Below are 16,428 nucleotides of genomic sequence, written 5' to 3'. Positions count from 1 at the left end.
TGGCGGGGGGGGGGGTGAGGTGTTGCTGGGCGCACCCCCCCCCCCCCCCCGCGGGGCCCGCCCCCCCCCCCCCCCCCCCCCCCCCCCCCCCCCCCCCCCCCCACGCGGCTAACCCTGGCGCACGTTCCAGTGGGGCAGCGGCGCGATCGCCGTCATGATGTCGTCGACGGCCGCGCCCAGCTTGGCGTACTTCTCGGTGTAGAGCACCGGGAAGACGCCGGGCCGGTTGGCGGGGCGGTAGGTGTCGACGTAGTCGGTGCCCAGGTTGCTGAACGCGACCACGATGTAGTTGCGCCGCGTGTTGCCGGGCAGGGACTTCACGATGCCCGCGTCGCTGCCGGTCGTGTCGACCCAGCCGGTCTTGTGGCCGAACGTCACCTCGGCGACCGCGTCGCACGGCCGGACGTCGCTGTCGTACACGGCGTCGCCGACCTTCATCGTGCCGTCGGGCTGGACCCAGCGCGGCGGGGTCAGCTGCGCGATGCCCTGCACCGGGTAGTCGCGCCCGCAGTGGTTCGTGGTGGACAGCATCTCGTTGTGGCCCTGGTTGCCCAGCGACTTGATGAACTGCACGCGGGACGCCTCGGTGAGCTCGTTGCGCGTGACGAGCCTGCCCGCGTCGGTCGTCCACAGCACGCCGGAGCCGCCGTTGACCAGCAGGAGCAGCTTCGCGGTGTCGATGCTGCTCATGTTCGACCCGATCCAGCGGCCGCCGTTCTCCGGGTTGGTGCCGGTGACCATCAGCGTCGGCATGCCGAGCTCGACGAACGTGCGGTTGACCTCGTCCCACGCGCCGAGGTCGTGGATCATCTTGATCAACGCGCAGGTGGACTCGTTCTGCGACTTGGTGATCATCTCGTCGAAGTGCTGCCGGATCACCTTGCTGGACGCGGCGCCGCACACCGGGTGCTGCGTCACCGGCCGGTAGTCGTAGACCGCGTCGAGGTCGACCCGGCCCCGGTCGGCCAGCCGGAGCACGCCGAAGCCGACCATGAGCTTGAGCACCGACGCCGGATACGGCGAGGAGAAGTCGATGGGCGCGTTCTCCCGCCCCGCGAGCACGTCACGGGTACCCCGGCCGCCGTTGACGTCCCACTCGGTGTCGTCCCACCAGCGGTAGCGCACCTTGTCGGCGGAGATCGTCCGCTCGTTGAGCGGCACCACGATCCCGTTCGGGTACTGCGGGCTGAGCAGGACGTCGGCCATCGCGATCGGGCGGCCGAGGCGGTCGAGCTCGATCACCGCGAGGTCCATGTTCGGCGTCTGGTGCAGCGGCCGGGCCGCGGCGGCGTCGAGCCGGGCCGTCGACGCCTCCTCGGCCGACAGCGGGTCGTACTTCTCCGGCGCCCCCGCCTTCGACGACGCCCCCGCCTGCTCGGGCGGGGTCAGGTCGAGCACGTCCTTGAAGTCCTGCGCGACCACGGCCTGCCGCAGCGACTCGGCCAGCAGGGCGTTGACGTCACCGCCCGCGGTCGCGGTCGTCGCCGTGGCCACTGCGCTGACCAGCACCGTCGCCGCCGTGAAGGCGGTGGCGGTGAGCAGTCTGCGTCGGAAGGATCTCATCGCACTCCCCCGTGAAGTCATCCATCTGCGCCGCCGACGGTAGTGCATTCGCCGCCGGCGCCGATCGGACATCCACCGGAAGCGGCTAGCGGAACGCGGTAAGGAATTGGTCGCGAAAGGTGTCCATGGGGCGCACGGGCGCTTGAGGACCGGGGTCCAGGCCGTCGGTCCAACCCCAGGCGTCGGTGCGGGCGAGCACGGCCCGGTCGCGGGTCACGACGGTGATCGGCACGTCCCGACCCGCGTCCGGGCCGGTGACGAACGGCGCGGGCTGGTGGTCGCCGAGGAAGACGAGCACGAGGTCGTCGTCGCCGTAGGTCTCGACGTAGGACACCAGGGTGTTGATCGAGTACTCGACCGTGCGCGAGTAGTCGGACCGCACGAGCGCCGGGTCGCGACCGAACATGTCCTCCGCGGGGGCCTCGCCGGAGGTCATGGAGTGGAACACCGAGCCGTCGCCGACGTTGTGCCAGCCGACCGACGTCGGCGCGGGCGACCACGGCGCGTGGCTGGACAGCAGGGGGATCGCCGCCATCACGGGCGCGTGCTCGTCGGCGCGCTCGAACTGCTGGAACTTCGACATCGTGAACTCGTCGGGCGCGGTGGCGTAGCCGAAGCGCGGGCCGCGGTAGTCGAGGTCGTCGAACGCGTAGATCCGGTCGTAGTCGAAGAACCCGCCTTCCGGCCACGCCTTCGTGATGCCCGGCATGACGCCGACCGAACGCCAGCCCGCGCGCCGGAACGCGCCGCCGAGCGTGAGCCGGTCGCTCGCCAGGAGCGTGCGGTAGCGCTGCTGGTTGTCGATCCACAGCCCGGACAGCAGGGTGGCCTGGGCGAGCCAGCTGCCGCCGCCCGCGGTCGGCGAGGTGAGATAGGCGCTGCGGGAGGCGTACCCGGCGTCGGAGAGTCGGCGTGCGCCCGAGTCGAGCACCGGGGTGACGTGCGGCGCGATGTCCGGGTGCTCGACGGCGGAACGCCCGTAGCTCTCGACGAACGCCACGACGACGTCCTTGCCGCGCAACGAGGTCAGCATCTCCCCGGCCGCCGTGGCGGCGAACGGGTCCACCGCCGACTCCGCGGCGAACCGGCCGCGGTCGCGCAGTCCGGCGTGCACCCGCCGTGCCTGGTCGTAGACGAACTCCGCCGTGCTGTGGGACGCGACCGGGCCGACGGGTGCGGGTTGGAGGCCGGCGAGCGTGATCCACACGACGGTGAGGACGGCGACGACGCGGGCGGCGGCGATCCGGTGGCGGACCACGACTCCGCTCAGCCGCACCGCGGACCGTGCCGCCAGGAACACCACCCCCGCCGCCAGGAGGACGGCGAGGACGACGACCGCCACCGCCGCGAACCGCCCCGCCGTGACGTCCACGTAGTCCACCGCGGGCTCCAGCAGCGGCCAGTCGAGCACCAGGTCGAACGGCCGGTGCAGCACCGCGTCGAACCCGACGTCCAGCGCCTTCAGCACGAGGAGCAGGCCGAGCAGGGCCCCGCCCACCGGCGCCGCGACGCGTCGCGCCCGTTCCGGCAGCACCAGCACCAGCACCACGCCGAGCAGCGCCTCCACCGGGAGGCGGAGGAACGCGGCCGGTGCCAGCGAGTCGGCGTCGCCGGGCATCAGCAGCGCGAGCAGGACGAGCGCGGCGGCCGAGGCGGTGACCGCCGTGCGGCGACCGCGGCGGTCCGCGGTGTCCTCGGTCATGCGGTCCTCTCTGCTCTCCTTGCCCGGTACAACGCGCGCCGACCCCTGGCCGGTTCACCGATGAGCCATTCCGCCACGACGATGTTGATCGCCCAGCCGAGGCCCAGCAGCAGCGTCCTGGTCAAGCCGGTGGCCGGGCCGACGAGCAGGACCCAGGCGATGGTGACGAGCGCCTGCGTGCCCGCGCCCTGGGCGATCGCGTAGGCGCGGATCATCCACGCGCGGTGCCGGACGACGTCCCGCCGCAGGATCGCCCGGAGGCCGAGGACCAGGGCCAGGGCCGTGGCGGAGCCCGTCACCAGCCGGAAGGCGGCGAGGAGGTGGCCGTCCCCTTCGGGGAAGGGGTAGAACAACGTCATCCACAGGCCGGTGAGGGCCATCAGCAGGCCGGCCGGGACGAGCACCCGGCCGAGGGCGCGGTGCCCGGCCCGGTGCCGGCGGCGGAACCCCGGCGCGAACTGGAAGGCGCCCCCTAGGCAGTACAGGACGGCACCGACGATGTGCAGCACCACCGGCGCCGGCGCGGCGAAGAACCGCGCGTTCTCCGGGGTGACCTCGCCGCCGGCCAGGTCGGTGAGGCGCAGCGCGCCGCCGGCCATCGGGATGAGCGTGAGCGCGATCAAGGCGGTGGGCACGAGCCAGTCGGCCCTGCGGGAGGAGGTCACGGCGGAGGCCCTTCGTCGGTCCGGTCGCCCGGTCTCGGTGTGATCCGAGTCTGGTGACGGGCGACGTGGCGGACATCGGGAGAAGGGCCGGAGCCGGGCAGTACTCCCGGGCAGGTGCGACTAGTACTTTCGGCCGGCGGCGCGGGGGCGTGGCGGCGGGTTCGCTCCGGCAGGCGGGTTCGGTCGGGCAGGTCGGTCGGGTCAGGCCGGGCCGGGTCGGGTCAGGTCGACCGGGGGCGGCCGGTGAGGCGGTTCGTCTCGTAGGCCCACATGGCGATCTCGACCCGGTTGCGGGCGGCCAGCTTGGTCATCAGGCTCGCGATGTGCGTCTTGACCGTGCTCAGGGTGATGTGCAGCTCGTCGGCGATCTCGCGGTTCGTCCGCCCGCGTGCCACGGTGAGCAGGACCTGCTCCTCGCGGTCCGTGAGCGGTTCCAGGGGTTGGGCGGGCGCGACCGGTTCGACGGCGGCGAAGGTCTTGAGCAGCCGGGCGGTGATGCTCGGCGCGATCAGCGCGTCGCCCTCGGCGGCGGCGTGGACGGCCTGGGCGAGCAGCGCGGGACCGGCGTCCTTGAGCAGGAAGCCGACGGCGCCCGCCCGGAGCGCGGCGAAGACGTACTCGTCGAGGTCGAACGTGGTGATGACGACGACGGCGAGCGGGTCGGCCACGTCCGGTCCGGCCAGCAGCCGGGTGGCCTCGATCCCGTCGAGACCGGGCATGCGGATGTCGAACAGGCACACGTCCGGGCGCAGGCGTCGGGCGAGTTCCACGGCCCGTCGCCCGTCGGCCGCCGCGCCGACGACCTCGATGCCCGGTTGGGCGTCGAGGATCATCGCGAGCCCGGTGCGGACGATCTCCTGGTCGTCGGCCACGACCACGCGGACGGTCACGCGCCCGTTCCCGTCCGGGGCACGGTGGCGGTCACGGTCCAGCCCCGGTCGCGGTCGGGACCGGCGGTGCAGGTGCCGCCGAGCAGGTCGACGCGCTCGGCCATGCCGATGAGCCCGTACCCCGGCTCGGCGGAGGCGCCGGCGGAGGCGTCGCCGTCGTCGCTCACGCGCAGCCGCACCGACGTGTCGTCGGCGTCGACGCGCACCTCGATGCGGGTGGCGTGCCGGGCGTGCCGCCGCGCGTTGGTGACCGCTTCCTGGGCCAGGCGGTAGACCGCGGCGTCGACCGACGGGTGGACGCCGTCCAGGTCGCCCGCGAGCCCCACCTCGACCGACGGGCCGGTGCGGGACGACGTCGCGAGCTGCCCGAGGTCGGCGATGCGCGGGCTGGGCGCCAGGTCGACGGGTTCGTCGCGCCGCAGGACGCGGACCATCGCGCGCATCTCGGCGAGGGCGCGCGAGGCCTCGGCCTCGATCAGGCGCAGCGCGTCGGTCGCGGCGTCCGGCTGCGTCACGGCGGTCGCGAGGCCCGCCTGGGCGCGGATCGCGATCGCCGACACGTGGTGGGCGACCGTGTCGTGCAGGTCGCGGGCCAGCCGTTCCCGTTCCACCAGCTTGACCTGGTCGAGTTCACGCGCCCGCAGGCGGCCCCGGTAGCGCGTGGCGACGCCGAGGGCGGTCGCCGTGAACATCACGGTGAGCCCGCCGATCGCGTCCAAGAGAGCGAGGTGGCGCAGCGCTATGGACACGCACACGCCGCCGAGCACGATGGCCAGGCCGACGACGGCCTCGCGCCCGGAACCCCACCTGACCACCGAGTACACCAGGATCAGCACGAACGCCGTCGTGTAGGGCTCGACGCGCTCGCCGGTGAGGAGCGGGACCAGGCCCGTGGCGGCCATGGCGATGACGAGCACCAGCAGCGGTCGGGTCCGGCGCCACAGCAGGGTGGGCACCAGTCCGATCACCACGACGGCCCACAGGCCGCGCCACGGCAGGTCCGTCCGCAGGGCCATCTCCAGCGCCGCCGCCGGCACGAGCACGCCCACGAGCGCCCAGTCACGCCACACCCGCCGCGGCGGGTGGAGAGGGCGGGGTTCAGCCCACGTCGAGCGGAGGACGGCGTGCACGGGCCGATCGTACGAGAGCGAGGCGCGCGCCGGATCGGCCTGAAGTACGAGACGACGTCGGTACGGTGGGGCGCGTGACCCGTCCGTACGTCCTGCTCAGCGTGGCCGTCAGCGTGGACGGCTACATCGACGACCGCAGCGCGCAACGGTTCCCGCTGTCCAACGCCGAGGACTTCGACCACGTGGACCAGGTGCGCGCGGAGTCCGGCGCGATCATGGTCGGCGCGGCCACGATCCGCTGCGACAACCCGCGCCTGCTGGTCAACGGCGCGCACCGCCGGGCAGCCCGGGTGGCCAGGGGACGTCCCGAGCACCCGATGAAGGTGACCGTGACCGGCAGCGGCGACCTCGACCCGGCGCTCAAGTTCTGGCACCACGGCGGCGACAAGCTCGTCTACACCGCCGATTCCGGCCGCGACCGGGCCGTCGAGGCCGTGGGCGACCTGGCGGAGGTCGTGTCGCTGGGACCGGAGGTCGACTTCGGGGCGTTGCTGGACGACCTCGGCGCACGCGGCGTCGACCGGCTCATGGTGGAGGGCGGCGCCACCATCCACACCGCGTTCCTGTCCGCCGGGCTGGCCGACGAGATCCGGATGGCGGTCGCGCCGATGCTGATCGGGCAGGCCGCCGCACCGCGGTTCGTCAACCCGGCCGAGTTCCCCGGCGGCCCGGCGCGCCGCTTCCACCTGGCGGACGTGGACAAGCTCGGCGACGTCGCCGTGCTGCGCTACTTCCCGAAGGCCTGAAGGACGGTGGCACGGCGGCCGAGCGCCACCACGGCCGCCAGCCCGAGCAGCACGGCGGGCAGCACCGCGCCGTCGGGGTCGCCCAGGATGACCAGCTCCGTGGCGACCGCGCCGGCCATCACGCCGACCAGGCCCGCCGCGGCGAGCCCGCACAGCCTCGGCACCAGCAGGCCGAGCGCGCCGGCGAGCTCCAGCACCCCGGTCACGTACCGCAGCCACTGGCCGAAGCCGATCTTGTCGAACTTGCCGACGAAGTCGTCGCCGAGCAGCGACACACCGCTGTAGGCGAAGTACGCGGCCAGCAGCACCTGCAACGCCCAGAGGGCGATGTTCGCGACGCTGATCTTCGTTCGGGCTGCGTCAGCCATGGCTGACTCCTTCCACCGATGCGGGGGCATTGCGCCACAACCAGGCGATGTCACGGCCGAACGACCAGACGAGCGAGGCCAGCGCGAGTCCGACGAGGACGTCCGGGTATGGCAGCTGGCCGGACGCGGCCACGACCAGCGCGATCCCCTGCACGGCCGCCACGACCTTGCGCGCGTAGCTCGGCGGCAGCGGGTCCCGCAGCCAGGCCAGGCCCCAGGACGCCACGACGAACGCGTACCGCAGCGCGCCGATCACCATGACCCACGGCCCCAGGGTGAGCGCCACGTGCACGCTCAGCACCAGGATCAGGAACGCGTCGACCTCCATGTCGAACCGCGCGCCCATCGCCGACGCCGTGCCCGTGCGCCGCGCCACCTGCCCGTCCACGAAGTCCAGCGCCAGCGCGACGGCGGCGACCGCGACCAGCAGTGCCGGGTGGTGCCCGCCGTCGGCCACCAGCGCCGTGACGCCACCCACCAGCAGCCCCCTGGCCACCGTGACCCGGTCGGCCGGCCCCAGCGCCCCGCGCGACGACCGCTGCACCGCGCCGCTGAGCAACGCCTGGTTCGCCACCGCGTACGCGAGGCCCGCGAGCCACCCGAGCACGCCCAACCCGACCGTGCCCTCCAGCACGCCGAGCAGGACCACCTGGCCGCCCGCCCAGGCGACCGGCTCGGTGCTGGGCTGCCCCTGCCGGGCCGCGCTGTGGTGAAGTGTCGTCATCGTGCCCCTCGTGGCGGTGGCCCCGTTGTCCGGAGGTTGTACAGATGACACGCTCTGCGAGGGCACTCTGGTTCACCTCGTCGGGAAAAACCGAGATCCGGGACGTGTCGCTGCCCGAGCCCGGACCCGACGACGTGCTGGTGCGCACGCTGTACTCGGGGATCAGCCGGGGCACGGAGAGCCTGGTCCTGCGCGGTGGCGTGCCGGCGAGCCAGCACGACGTGATGCGGGCGCCGTTCCAGGAGGGCGAGTTCCCGTGGCCGGTGAAGTACGGCTACCTCAACGTCGGCGTGGTGGAACGGGGACCGCTGCTCGGCCGCACGGTGTTCTGCCTCTATCCACACCAGACGCACTACGTGGTGCCCGCCGACGCCGTGACGCCCGTGCCGGACCCGGTGCCCGCCGCGCGTGCGGTGCTGGCCGGGACGGTGGAGACGGCGGTGAACGCGCTGTGGGACGCCCGGCCGTTGATCGGCGACCGGATCGCGGTCGTCGGCGGCGGGATGGTGGGGTGCGCCGTGGCCGCCGTGCTGGCCCGGTTCCCGGGCGTGCGGCTGCAACTGGTGGACGCCGACCCGGACCGCGCGTCGGTGGCCGCCGCGCTGGGGGTCGACTTCGCGTCGCCCGAAGAGGCGTCGGGGCACTGCGACCTGGTCGTGCACGCGAGCGCGTCCGAGGAGGGGCTGGCCCGGTCGTTGGCGCTGCTCGCGCCGGAAGGGCAGGTGGTGGAGCTGAGCTGGTACGGCGACCGGCGGGTGTCGGTGCCGCTCGGCGAGTTCTTCCACTCGCGCCGGCTGCGGGTGCGCGGCAGCCAGGTCGGCGTGGTGGCGCGGCCGGACCGCACGTACGCCGAGCGGATGGCGCTGGCGCTGGACCTGCTCGCCGATCCCGTGTTCGACGCGCTGATCAGCGGTGAGAGCCGGTTCGACGACCTGCCGTCCGTGCTGGCGGGTGGCGCTTTGCCGCCCCTGTGCCACCGCGTTGACTACCGTGCCGGGCATGTACCTGCCTGACACCACCGAAGACGTGCGTGCGCGTGCGGCGACCGTGGCGGTGCTGCCGGTCGGCAGCCACGAGCAGCACGGCCCGTACCTGCCGCTGGCCACGGACACGGTGGTCGCCTGCACGATCGCGCGGGCGATCGCCGACGCGCACCCGGTGCAGCTGCTGCCGCCGATCACGATCTCGTGCTCGCAGGAGCACGCGGCGTGGCCGGGCACGGTGAGCATCTCGGCGCGGACGCTGTACGCGGTGGTGCGTGACGTGGCGGAGTCGTTGCGGCGCTCGGGCGTGCCGAACCTGGTGCTGGTCAGCGGGCACGGCGGGAACTACGTGCTGTCGAACGTGGTGCAGGAGTCGGAGGGGATGGCGTTGTTCCCCGGCAGCGGCGACTGGGCCGCGGCACGCGACGCCGCCGGGGTCGAGACGTCGTCGCGCAGCGACATGCACGCGGGTGAGCTGGAGACGTCCATCCTCCTGCACGCCCACCCGGAACTGGTCAGACCCGGGTACGAGACGAGCGACCACCTGGCCGACGACCGGCCGCACATGCTCACGCTGGGGCTCGCGCCGTACACGTCGTCGGGGGTGATCGGGCGGCCGTCGCTGGCCTCAGCCGACAAGGGCCGGGACGTGCTCGCGGCGCTGGTCGAGTCGTTCGGGGCGTACCTGTCGGTGTTCTGAGCCTGGTATCCCCGACCGGGGTATCAGGGCGAGGATGCCGGGGAGGCTGCCGATCAGCGCGAGCACGCCGTAGACGACGCCGGTCGTGACACCTTGCGCGGCGCCGAGCCCGGCCACCCCGAACGCCACCGCCAGGAACGCCTCCCGCGGGCCGAAGCCGCCGACGTTCAGCGGGATGGCCATGACCAGCAGGGCGAGCACGATCAGCGGGAGGAGGCGGGTGGTCGGTGCCGAGGCGCCGGCGGCCCTGGCCGCCACCGCGAACAGCGCCACGTGCCCGGCCAACGTCACCGCCGAGAGCAGGGCGACCTTGGGCAGGACCGCGCGGTTCAGCAGGCCGGTGCGGGCGTCGGCCCAGGTGGTCCGTGCTGCTCGGCGGACTCTCGCCGAGAGGCCGGCGAGGGTGACGAGGGCGAGGGCGGTCAGCAGGCCGAGGACCGGTACGTCGACGGGAAGGGATTCGGTGAGCAGGACGGTGACGCCGAGGGCGACCAGCACGGCCTGTCCGGCGGCGCGCTCGAACACGACCGCCCGGACGCCGCGCCCGACGTCGCCTGCCCGCCGCCCGTGGCTCACGGCCCGGTGGACGTCGCCGAGGACGCCGGCGGGGAGGACGGCGTTGAGGAAGAGGCCGCGGTAGTAGTCGGACACGGCGGTGCGGAGGGTAAGCGGCAGGCCGAGGCGGCGGGCGATGAGACACCACCGCCAGGCGCTGGTCACGGTGGTCAGCAGCCCGATGCCCAACGCCGCCGCGACCGCCCCGCCGTCGACCGCGCGCAGGCCGTCCAGGAACGCGTCGGCGCCGAGCCGGCGGCCCAGGGCCACCAGGATGGCGACCGCGATCAGGAGCCGCAGCCAGGGCCACAGCCGCTTCACCACGGGCCGGGCAAGTGCGTTGGGCAGGGCGAGCGAAGGCCGGGCAAGTGGGTTGGGTCGGGCAAGTGCGTTGGGCCCGGTGAGCGCGTTGGGCGGCTCGACCGTCCCGGTCATCGGGGCACCGCCAAGGGATCCGTGCGGTCCACCACCGCGGATCGAGGCACCGCCAAGAGGTCCGTGTGGTGCACCACCACGCGTCGGCTGTGGTCGAGCTTGCGCCGCAGGTAGTCGGGCGCGTCGGCGGCCAGCCCCGGTTCCTGCTCCACCGCCGCCCCCACCCACCCGCGCAGCCACTCCCCCGCCAGCGCGGCCTGCTCCGGCCCCAGCCGCCACGGGCTCGGGCTCGTCGTCACCTCCGCGCCCCGCCGTTCGAACGCCTCCACCGTGACGGCGACGGCATCCGGCCCCAGCAGCCGACGCCCGTCGACCACCCGCCGCTGGTGCGCGTTGAACGCCGCTTCGAAGTCCCCGTCCAGCGACTCGGCCGGCTCGAACTCCACCCGACCCGCCACCGACAGCGTGAACAGCGCCGGGCACCCCGCCTCCATGCACGCGCCGGCCAGGGCGTCCACCTCCTCGGCGGTCAGCAGGTCCAGCAGCGCCGACGCGGTGACCAGCGACGTCCCGGCGACGTCCGCACCGGTCAGCCCGGTCAGGTCGCCCTCGTGCGTCTCGATCGTCACCCCGCTCACGGTCGCCGCCGCGATGCTGAGCAGCCGGGGGTCGCGGTCGTGCAGCACCCAGTGCTGCGGACCACCCAACCGGCCGGCGAGCCACCGTCCCAACGATCCCGTTCCACACCCGAGATCACGCACCACGAGGGGGTCCCGGTTCAGATCGATCTTCAGTAGCCGGTCGACCAGGTCCACCGCGCGGGCCTCCGCGTCGGCCTTCTCGCGCAGTGACAGCCATTCCGGTGCGAAGGTGCTCATGGCCGCAGACTAGCCAGCACCTCGGCCAGCCGAGCGGCCGTTTCGTCCCATGTGGACAGCTCACGCCGACGTGCCGCCGCACGACCGCGCAGGTCGCGCCGCCAGTCCTCATCGGTCAGCCACCGCCGCAGGGCTTCGGAGAACGCCGCCACGTCACCCGCCGGCAGCAGCACGCCCCCGGAGCCGAGCGCGTCCGGCACGGAGCTGGCCACCACCGGCAGACCCCGGGCCAACGCCTCGGTCACCACCATCCCGTACGTCTCGGCCAACGACGCCAGCACGAACAGGTCCGCCGTCGCGTACGCGTCGTCGAGCGCCGCACCGCTGAGAGGACCGCGCAGTTCGACCCGCGAAGCCAGCCCGTGCCGGTCGACCAGCTCGCGCACCGGCGACCGCTCCGGCCCGACGAACGCGCAGGTCCACGGCAGATCGGCCACCGAAGCCAGCGCGCGCACCAGCACCTCGTGCCCCTTGCGGGGAGTGAGCGAGGCGACGCAGAGCAACCGGGACACGCCGTCGGTGCCGGCGGCCAGTGGCGTGGGGTCCGTGCCGGGCACGACGACGTGGACCCGGGCCAACCCGTGGTGCGACGTGAGCCGCCGCGCCGCCGACGGGCTGGTGGCCACGACGGCGTGCGCGGCCCGGAGGACCTCCCGCTCGGCGGTGTCGAGCCGGGCGGCCAGGGCCGGTGGCAGGCCCGTCTCGTCGGCCAGCGGCAGGTGCACCAGGACCACCAGCCGCAACCGGTCGGCGTGCGGCACGACGACCTCCGGCACACCGCACGCCACCAGCCCGTCGAGCACGACGACCGAGCCGTCCCCGATCCCGCTCAACGCCTGGCTCAACGCCGAGCGGGCGGCCGTTCCGGGCTGAGGCCACGAGCCGGGCACCACGATCTCGCGCACCGAGGGGAGGCTGTCGAGCACCCGCCGGTCGTAGACGTTGCCGCCGCTCGGTGACGCCGGGTCGTCCACGCCGCCGGGCAGGACGAAGTGGACCGTCACAGCGGGCGTTCGTAGCTCGCCCACGCGACGTGCGACTCGTGCAGCGAGACCTCGATGCCGGACAGCCCCCGCGCGCCCTCGCCGAGCGAACCGGCGTGCACGGCCTCCGCCAGCTCGTCCGCGATGTGCTTGGCCAGGAACTCGGTCGACGTGTTGACCCCGGCGAACTCCGGCACGTCGTCCAGGTTGCGGTAGTTGAGCTCACCGAGGACGGCGCGCAGCCGCTCCGTCGCGAGTCCGATGTCGACCACGATGTTGTCGGCGTCGAGCTCTTCCCGCTTGAACCTCGCGTCCACCACGAACGTCGCCCCGTGCAGCCGTTGGGCGGGACCGAAGACCTCGCCGCGGAAGCTGTGGGCGACCATCACGTGATCACGAACGGTGATGCTGAACAGGGTGACCTCCGCCGAGTGAGCGAGCTACGGTGCAAGTACCGGTCGAGCGTAGTGATCTCCTCGCCGGTGTCGGGTTCGGGTGACGAGGGAGCCGGATGCGCGAAGAAGCCTTCAACGACGAGGACCTGGCGGAGTCGGACCTGGTCACGCGACGCGGCACGTTCCGCGCGGTGGCGTTCCGGGTCGACGGGCACGAGCACATGGCGCTCGTCTACGGCCGCACGGCGCTGCGCGAGAACGTGCTGGTGCGCGTGCACTCCGAGTGCATGACCGGCGACCTCTTCGGCGCGATGCGCTGCGAGTGCGGCGACCAGCTCGACGCGGCGCTGGACCGGATCGTGGCCGAGGGCAGCGGCATCCTGATCTACCTGCGCGGTCACGAGGGGCGCGGCATCGGCCTGGTGGCGAAGGTGCGCACGCACGTGCTGCAGGACGAGCAGGGCCTGGACACGCTCGACTCGGCGACCACGCTCGGGCTCCCCGTCGACGTCCGGGACTACTCACCGGCCGCGCGCGTGCTGAAGCACCTGCGCGTCACGTCCGTGCGGTTGATGTCGAACAACCCGGACAAGATCGAGTCGTTGGAGGCCAACGGCATCGAGGTCGCGGACCGCGTGCCGCACCTGATGCGGCCCAACCCGCACAACATCGGCTACCTGACCGCGAAGCGCGACCGGCTGGGCCACGACCTGCCGCAGGTGGACCAGCCGGCGGGCTACGAATATCCCACGGCCCGGTAACCCGGGACCTCCTGAACTGTGCACGGTGTGTGTGCGGGGCGTGTGGTGACGCGTGCGAGGCTATGCGACGCCGACGCCCCGTGCGTCATTTACCCGCCGTTCCCCAAAACGGAGGACGGTGCCGCGACGCGCATTTCCGGTGAGCCGCGGCTCGCTCGGCGCACACATTCCGCAATTCAGGCAATTCAGGAAGAGAAAAGAGCTCATGAGCCAGCAGACCTCCTATCCGCCAGTGCCGCCGCCGATCCCCCAGCCGCCTCGCAACGGCTTGGGCACGGCGGGGTTCGTCCTCGGCCTGGTGGGTCTGGTGTTCTCGCCCATCCCGTTCATCGGCGTGGTCGCCTGGCCGCTCGTGATCCTGGGTCTCATCTTCTCGGCCGTCGGACTGGCCAGGGTGAACAAGGGACGTGCCACCAACAAGGGCCTGTCCATCACCGGCATCGCGGTGTCGGTGATCGGCCTGGCGGTCTGCATCGTGTGGGTGTTCGTGTTCAACTCCGCGGTCAACGAGATCCAGGAGGAGGTCAACCGGGTCGCCAAGGTCGACTACGAGGTCACCGGTGACGCGGCGAACGTGGAGATCCTCTACGGCGAGGTGCTCGACCCGAAGACCGAGACGGCCGCGACCCTGCCGTGGACCACGCAGACGGAGAACCAGGGCGTTTACAAGGGCGGCACGCTCACGGCGACGGCGGACGAGAACGGCGGCACGGTGAGCTGCAAGATCACGGTCGACGGCGAGGTCGTGTCGACGAACACGGCGACCGGTCCGTTCGCCACGGCGTCGTGCATGGGCACCTGATCGTGGTGACGCGCACGTCGTGAGGTGATGTGGAGCGAGGTGACGTGATCGAGGGCCCGGTGGGAAGTTCTCCGCCGGGCCCTCGGTCTTGGTCGGACGATCGTGTGGCGGGCTTGCTGGTCAGGCAACCGTGTGGTGGTGCCCACGAGTCAGAGGATCGCGTTGCGGTCCTCGCGGTCGGCCTGCTCCACGCCGTACACCCGCACGAGTTCGGGCAGCCGGTAGAGGGGCTGGCCGCCGGCGTTCAGGCCACCAGGTGTGAGCAGGCTCGACCGCACCAGCTCCTCGACCACCCCGTCGGCGTCCGGCACGCCCAGCACGGCGGCGACCACGCTCTCGGCGACGTCCACGGGCCCGAGCAGCGCCAGTCGGCGGAGTCCGGCGCGGGCCGGCGGCGCCAAGGCCGCGTAGCTGCTCGCGACCGCCGGCCGCACCTGGAGACCGCCGACGGCCAGCTCGTCCAAGCGGCCGCGTTCGTCGGCCAACCGGTCGGCGAGCGACCGCACGCTCAGGTGCCGCCGGGCGGCCAGGCGGGTCGCGGCGATCCGCACGGCCAGCGGCACGCCGCCGCACAGCGCCACTACTTCGTCGGCGGCGGCACGTTCCAGTTCGACGCGTTCACGGCCCGCGATCCGGCCCAGCAGCGCGCGAGCCTCGTCCACGCCGAACGGCGGGACGGCCAGCGACGTCGAGCCGGCCAGGCCGTCCAGCCTGCCGCGGCCGGTGACGAGCACGGCGCAGCCTGCGGTTCCGGGCAGCAGGGCGCGGACCTGGGCGGCGGACGCGGCGTCGTCCAGCACGACCAGCACCCGCCGGTCGGCGAGGCACGCGCGGACGGCCGCCGCCCGGTCCTCCAGGTCCTCCGGGATCGGCGCGCCGTTGCGCCACAACGCCCGCAGCAGGCTGCCCAGCACGTCACGGGCCTGCTTGGGGTTCGGCGTCGTGCCCGCGAGGTCCGCGAACAGCTGTCCGTCCGGGAACTCGGCCCGCAGCCGGTGCGCCACCCTGATCGCCAACGCGGTCTTGCCGACGCCCGGCTCGCCGGTGAGCACGACGACCGGCACGGAGGCGGCGTTCGCCCGCAGCGCCGCGACGACCTGCTCCAGCTCACCGCCGCGGCCGGAGAAGTCGGCGGTGTCCGGGGGGAGCTGGCACAGCGGGAACGCGGGCTCGACCGGCTCGGCGGCCGGCTCCGGCACGTCGCCGCGGAGGATCTCCTGGTGCAGCCGCCGCAGCGCCGGGCTCGGCTCCAGGCCGAGCGCGTCGACCATCGCGTCACGGGCCGTCCGGTACACGGCCAGCGCGTCGGCCTGCCTGCCGGCACCGCACAAGGCGATCATGAGCTGGCGGCACAGCCGCTCCCGCGTCGGGTGCTCGGCCACCGCCGCCTCCAGCTCGCCGACCACCTCGACGTGGCGCCCGGCGGCGAGTTCGGCTTCGAACCGGTCCTCGACGACGAGCAGCCGCGTGGTCTCGCCGTGCGAGATCTCCGGTTCCAGCGCCGAGACGTCGAGGTCGGCCACGGGGCGGTCCCGCCACAGCGCCAGCGCGCTGCGGTAGAGGTCGGCGGCGAGGGCGTGCTCGCCACGGCGTGCGGCGAGCCGTGCGGCGTCGACCTTCGCCCGGAACACGAGCAGGTCGAGGTCGCCCGGCCCGACGCGTAAGAGGTACTGGCCGTCGACGTGGTCTATCCGCAGACCGGGCAGCCGTTCGCGCAGCCGTGACACGTAGGTGTGCAGGTTGGAGAGATACGACTTGGGCGGGTCGCCGTCCCATATCGCGTCAACGAGGTGGTTGACGGAAACCGGTTTGCCCGCGTGCATCAGCAGAACAGCGAGAAGGGTCCGCAGACGTCGGCCACGAATCTGTACGTGCGCACCATCCGATCCGGACACGGTAAGCGGCCCGAGCACTCCGAACTTCACCGAGCCACTGTAGGAGAAAAGCTGTCACAAAGTAACCGCGCCAACAATGTAGTTGGGATTATTTCACCTTATCGCGAGTTCACCTCGCGGATCTGGGCAGTGGATCTGGGTGGTGTATCTGGGTGGTGGATCTGGGTGGTGGGTGGTGTCGGAAATCACGGAAGTGGTTTGCGGGTGAGGAAAAGCTTGTCCTCGCCGGACGGGCAGATCAGCAGGATGACGGCGGGGTGGGTGGGTACGCGCCGGGTCCGTTGTTGGTCGGGTTTCGTGTCATCCCACCGAC

General features: G+C 72.9%; 17 protein-coding genes. 5 read left to right on the top strand and 12 right to left on the bottom strand.

Features of this window, described 5'->3' with window-relative positions:
* Positions 1-108: 108 nt before the first annotated feature.
* The 5 genes from ACZ7GX_RS44650 to ACZ7GX_RS44630 all read right to left on the bottom strand — a co-directional run bounded on the left by ACZ7GX_RS44650 (position 109) and on the right by ACZ7GX_RS44630 (position 5,950).
* Positions 109-1,563, bottom strand: coding sequence for a serine hydrolase (locus tag ACZ7GX_RS44650; protein WP_498786735.1), 1,455 nt, complete (start codon positions 1,561-1,563; stop codon positions 109-111).
* An 85-nt stretch (positions 1,564-1,648) separates the two neighbouring features.
* A complete protein-coding gene (locus ACZ7GX_RS44645) occupies positions 1,649-3,265 on the bottom strand; it encodes a sulfatase-like hydrolase/transferase (RefSeq protein WP_498786734.1) in 1,617 nt (538 codons plus the stop codon).
* A complete protein-coding gene (locus ACZ7GX_RS44640; RefSeq protein ID WP_498786733.1) occupies positions 3,262-3,930 on the bottom strand; it encodes a DUF2306 domain-containing protein in 669 nt (222 codons plus the stop codon). The genes ACZ7GX_RS44645 and ACZ7GX_RS44640 overlap by 4 nt, the downstream gene beginning before the upstream one ends.
* Positions 3,931-4,151: 221 nt before the next feature.
* Positions 4,152-4,820: a response regulator gene (locus ACZ7GX_RS44635; RefSeq protein ID WP_498786732.1), complete on the bottom strand. Its 669-nt coding sequence runs from the start codon at positions 4,818-4,820 to the stop codon at positions 4,152-4,154.
* Positions 4,817-5,950 (bottom strand): sensor histidine kinase, encoded by a 1,134-nt coding sequence (locus ACZ7GX_RS44630; RefSeq protein WP_498786731.1) that lies wholly within the window; start codon positions 5,948-5,950, stop codon positions 4,817-4,819. The genes ACZ7GX_RS44635 and ACZ7GX_RS44630 overlap by 4 nt, the downstream gene beginning before the upstream one ends.
* A gap of 74 nt (positions 5,951-6,024) precedes the next feature.
* On the opposite strand from ACZ7GX_RS44630, the gene ACZ7GX_RS44625 reads away from it, so the two are divergent.
* Entirely contained in the window at positions 6,025-6,696 is a 672-nt protein-coding gene (locus ACZ7GX_RS44625; RefSeq protein WP_498786730.1) for a RibD family protein, read from the top strand.
* Here ACZ7GX_RS44625 and ACZ7GX_RS44620 read toward each other — a convergent pair.
* Both ACZ7GX_RS44620 and ACZ7GX_RS44615 read right to left on the bottom strand, forming a co-directional pair.
* Entirely contained in the window at positions 6,678-7,064 is a 387-nt protein-coding gene (locus tag ACZ7GX_RS44620) for a DoxX family protein (RefSeq protein WP_498786729.1), read from the bottom strand. The genes ACZ7GX_RS44625 and ACZ7GX_RS44620 overlap by 19 nt on opposite strands.
* Positions 7,057-7,788 (bottom strand): CDP-alcohol phosphatidyltransferase family protein, encoded by a 732-nt coding sequence (locus tag ACZ7GX_RS44615; protein ID WP_498786728.1) that lies wholly within the window; start codon positions 7,786-7,788, stop codon positions 7,057-7,059. The genes ACZ7GX_RS44620 and ACZ7GX_RS44615 overlap by 8 nt, the downstream gene beginning before the upstream one ends.
* Before the next feature lie 44 nt (positions 7,789-7,832).
* On the opposite strand from ACZ7GX_RS44615, the gene ACZ7GX_RS44610 reads away from it, so the two are divergent.
* Positions 7,833-8,801: a zinc-dependent alcohol dehydrogenase gene (locus ACZ7GX_RS44610; protein WP_498786727.1), complete on the top strand. Its 969-nt coding sequence runs from the start codon at positions 7,833-7,835 to the stop codon at positions 8,799-8,801.
* Positions 8,788-9,471 carry a creatininase family protein gene (locus tag ACZ7GX_RS44605; RefSeq protein WP_498786726.1) on the top strand — a complete coding sequence of 228 codons (684 nt, stop codon included), beginning with the start codon at positions 8,788-8,790 and terminating at the stop codon, positions 9,469-9,471. Before ACZ7GX_RS44610 ends, ACZ7GX_RS44605 begins: the two co-directional genes overlap by 14 nt.
* Here ACZ7GX_RS44605 and ACZ7GX_RS44600 read toward each other — a convergent pair.
* The 4 genes from ACZ7GX_RS44600 to ACZ7GX_RS44585 are packed head-to-tail and all read right to left on the bottom strand — an operon-like array spanning position 9,400 to position 12,678.
* Entirely contained in the window at positions 9,400-10,461 is a 1,062-nt protein-coding gene (locus ACZ7GX_RS44600) for a lysylphosphatidylglycerol synthase transmembrane domain-containing protein (protein ID WP_498786725.1), read from the bottom strand. The genes ACZ7GX_RS44605 and ACZ7GX_RS44600 overlap by 72 nt on opposite strands.
* A complete protein-coding gene (locus ACZ7GX_RS44595) occupies positions 10,458-11,279 on the bottom strand; it encodes a class I SAM-dependent methyltransferase (protein WP_498786724.1) in 822 nt (273 codons plus the stop codon). The genes ACZ7GX_RS44600 and ACZ7GX_RS44595 overlap by 4 nt, the downstream gene beginning before the upstream one ends.
* Positions 11,276-12,283, bottom strand: coding sequence for a glycosyltransferase family 4 protein (locus ACZ7GX_RS44590; protein WP_498786723.1), 1,008 nt, complete (start codon positions 12,281-12,283; stop codon positions 11,276-11,278). Before ACZ7GX_RS44590 ends, ACZ7GX_RS44595 begins: the two co-directional genes overlap by 4 nt.
* A complete protein-coding gene (locus ACZ7GX_RS44585) occupies positions 12,280-12,678 on the bottom strand; it encodes a 6-pyruvoyl trahydropterin synthase family protein (RefSeq protein ID WP_498786737.1) in 399 nt (132 codons plus the stop codon). Before ACZ7GX_RS44585 ends, ACZ7GX_RS44590 begins: the two co-directional genes overlap by 4 nt.
* A 95-nt stretch (positions 12,679-12,773) precedes the next feature.
* Between ACZ7GX_RS44585 and ACZ7GX_RS44580 the strand changes: the two genes are divergently transcribed.
* Both ACZ7GX_RS44580 and ACZ7GX_RS44575 read left to right on the top strand, forming a co-directional pair.
* Positions 12,774-13,418, top strand: coding sequence for a GTP cyclohydrolase II (locus ACZ7GX_RS44580; RefSeq protein WP_498786722.1), 645 nt, complete (start codon positions 12,774-12,776; stop codon positions 13,416-13,418).
* A 205-nt stretch (positions 13,419-13,623) separates the two neighbouring features.
* Positions 13,624-14,220 carry an MmpS family transport accessory protein gene (locus ACZ7GX_RS44575; RefSeq protein ID WP_498786721.1) on the top strand — a complete coding sequence of 199 codons (597 nt, stop codon included), beginning with the start codon at positions 13,624-13,626 and terminating at the stop codon, positions 14,218-14,220.
* A gap of 149 nt (positions 14,221-14,369) precedes the next feature.
* Here the strand turns inward: ACZ7GX_RS44575 and ACZ7GX_RS44570 are convergent, their stop codons facing one another.
* Positions 14,370-16,115 carry an AfsR/SARP family transcriptional regulator gene (locus tag ACZ7GX_RS44570; RefSeq protein WP_498786736.1) on the bottom strand — a complete coding sequence of 582 codons (1,746 nt, stop codon included), beginning with the start codon at positions 16,113-16,115 and terminating at the stop codon, positions 14,370-14,372.
* Between the last annotated feature and the right edge of the window lie 313 nt (positions 16,116-16,428).

Source organism: Actinosynnema sp. NPDC037264 (assembly GCF_055603705.1).
This window is presented reverse-complemented; position numbering and strand designations above follow the sequence as displayed.

Coding starts and splice junctions, on each gene's coding strand:
- ACZ7GX_RS44650 (WP_498786735.1), bottom strand. CDS start 1,563: ATGAGATCCTTCCGACGCAGACTGCTCACCGCCACCGCCTTCACGGCG.
- ACZ7GX_RS44615 (WP_498786728.1), bottom strand. CDS start 7,788: ATGACGACACTTCACCACAGCGCGGCCCGGCAGGGGCAGCCCAGCACC.
- ACZ7GX_RS44605 (WP_498786726.1), top strand. CDS start 8,788: ATGTACCTGCCTGACACCACCGAAGACGTGCGTGCGCGTGCGGCGACC.
- ACZ7GX_RS44610 (WP_498786727.1), top strand. CDS start 7,833: ATGACACGCTCTGCGAGGGCACTCTGGTTCACCTCGTCGGGAAAAACC.
- ACZ7GX_RS44580 (WP_498786722.1), top strand. CDS start 12,774: ATGCGCGAAGAAGCCTTCAACGACGAGGACCTGGCGGAGTCGGACCTG.
- ACZ7GX_RS44595 (WP_498786724.1), bottom strand. CDS start 11,279: ATGAGCACCTTCGCACCGGAATGGCTGTCACTGCGCGAGAAGGCCGAC.
- ACZ7GX_RS44620 (WP_498786729.1), bottom strand. CDS start 7,064: ATGGCTGACGCAGCCCGAACGAAGATCAGCGTCGCGAACATCGCCCTC.
- ACZ7GX_RS44645 (WP_498786734.1), bottom strand. CDS start 3,265: ATGACCGAGGACACCGCGGACCGCCGCGGTCGCCGCACGGCGGTCACC.
- ACZ7GX_RS44575 (WP_498786721.1), top strand. CDS start 13,624: ATGAGCCAGCAGACCTCCTATCCGCCAGTGCCGCCGCCGATCCCCCAG.
- ACZ7GX_RS44600 (WP_498786725.1), bottom strand. CDS start 10,461: ATGACCGGGACGGTCGAGCCGCCCAACGCGCTCACCGGGCCCAACGCA.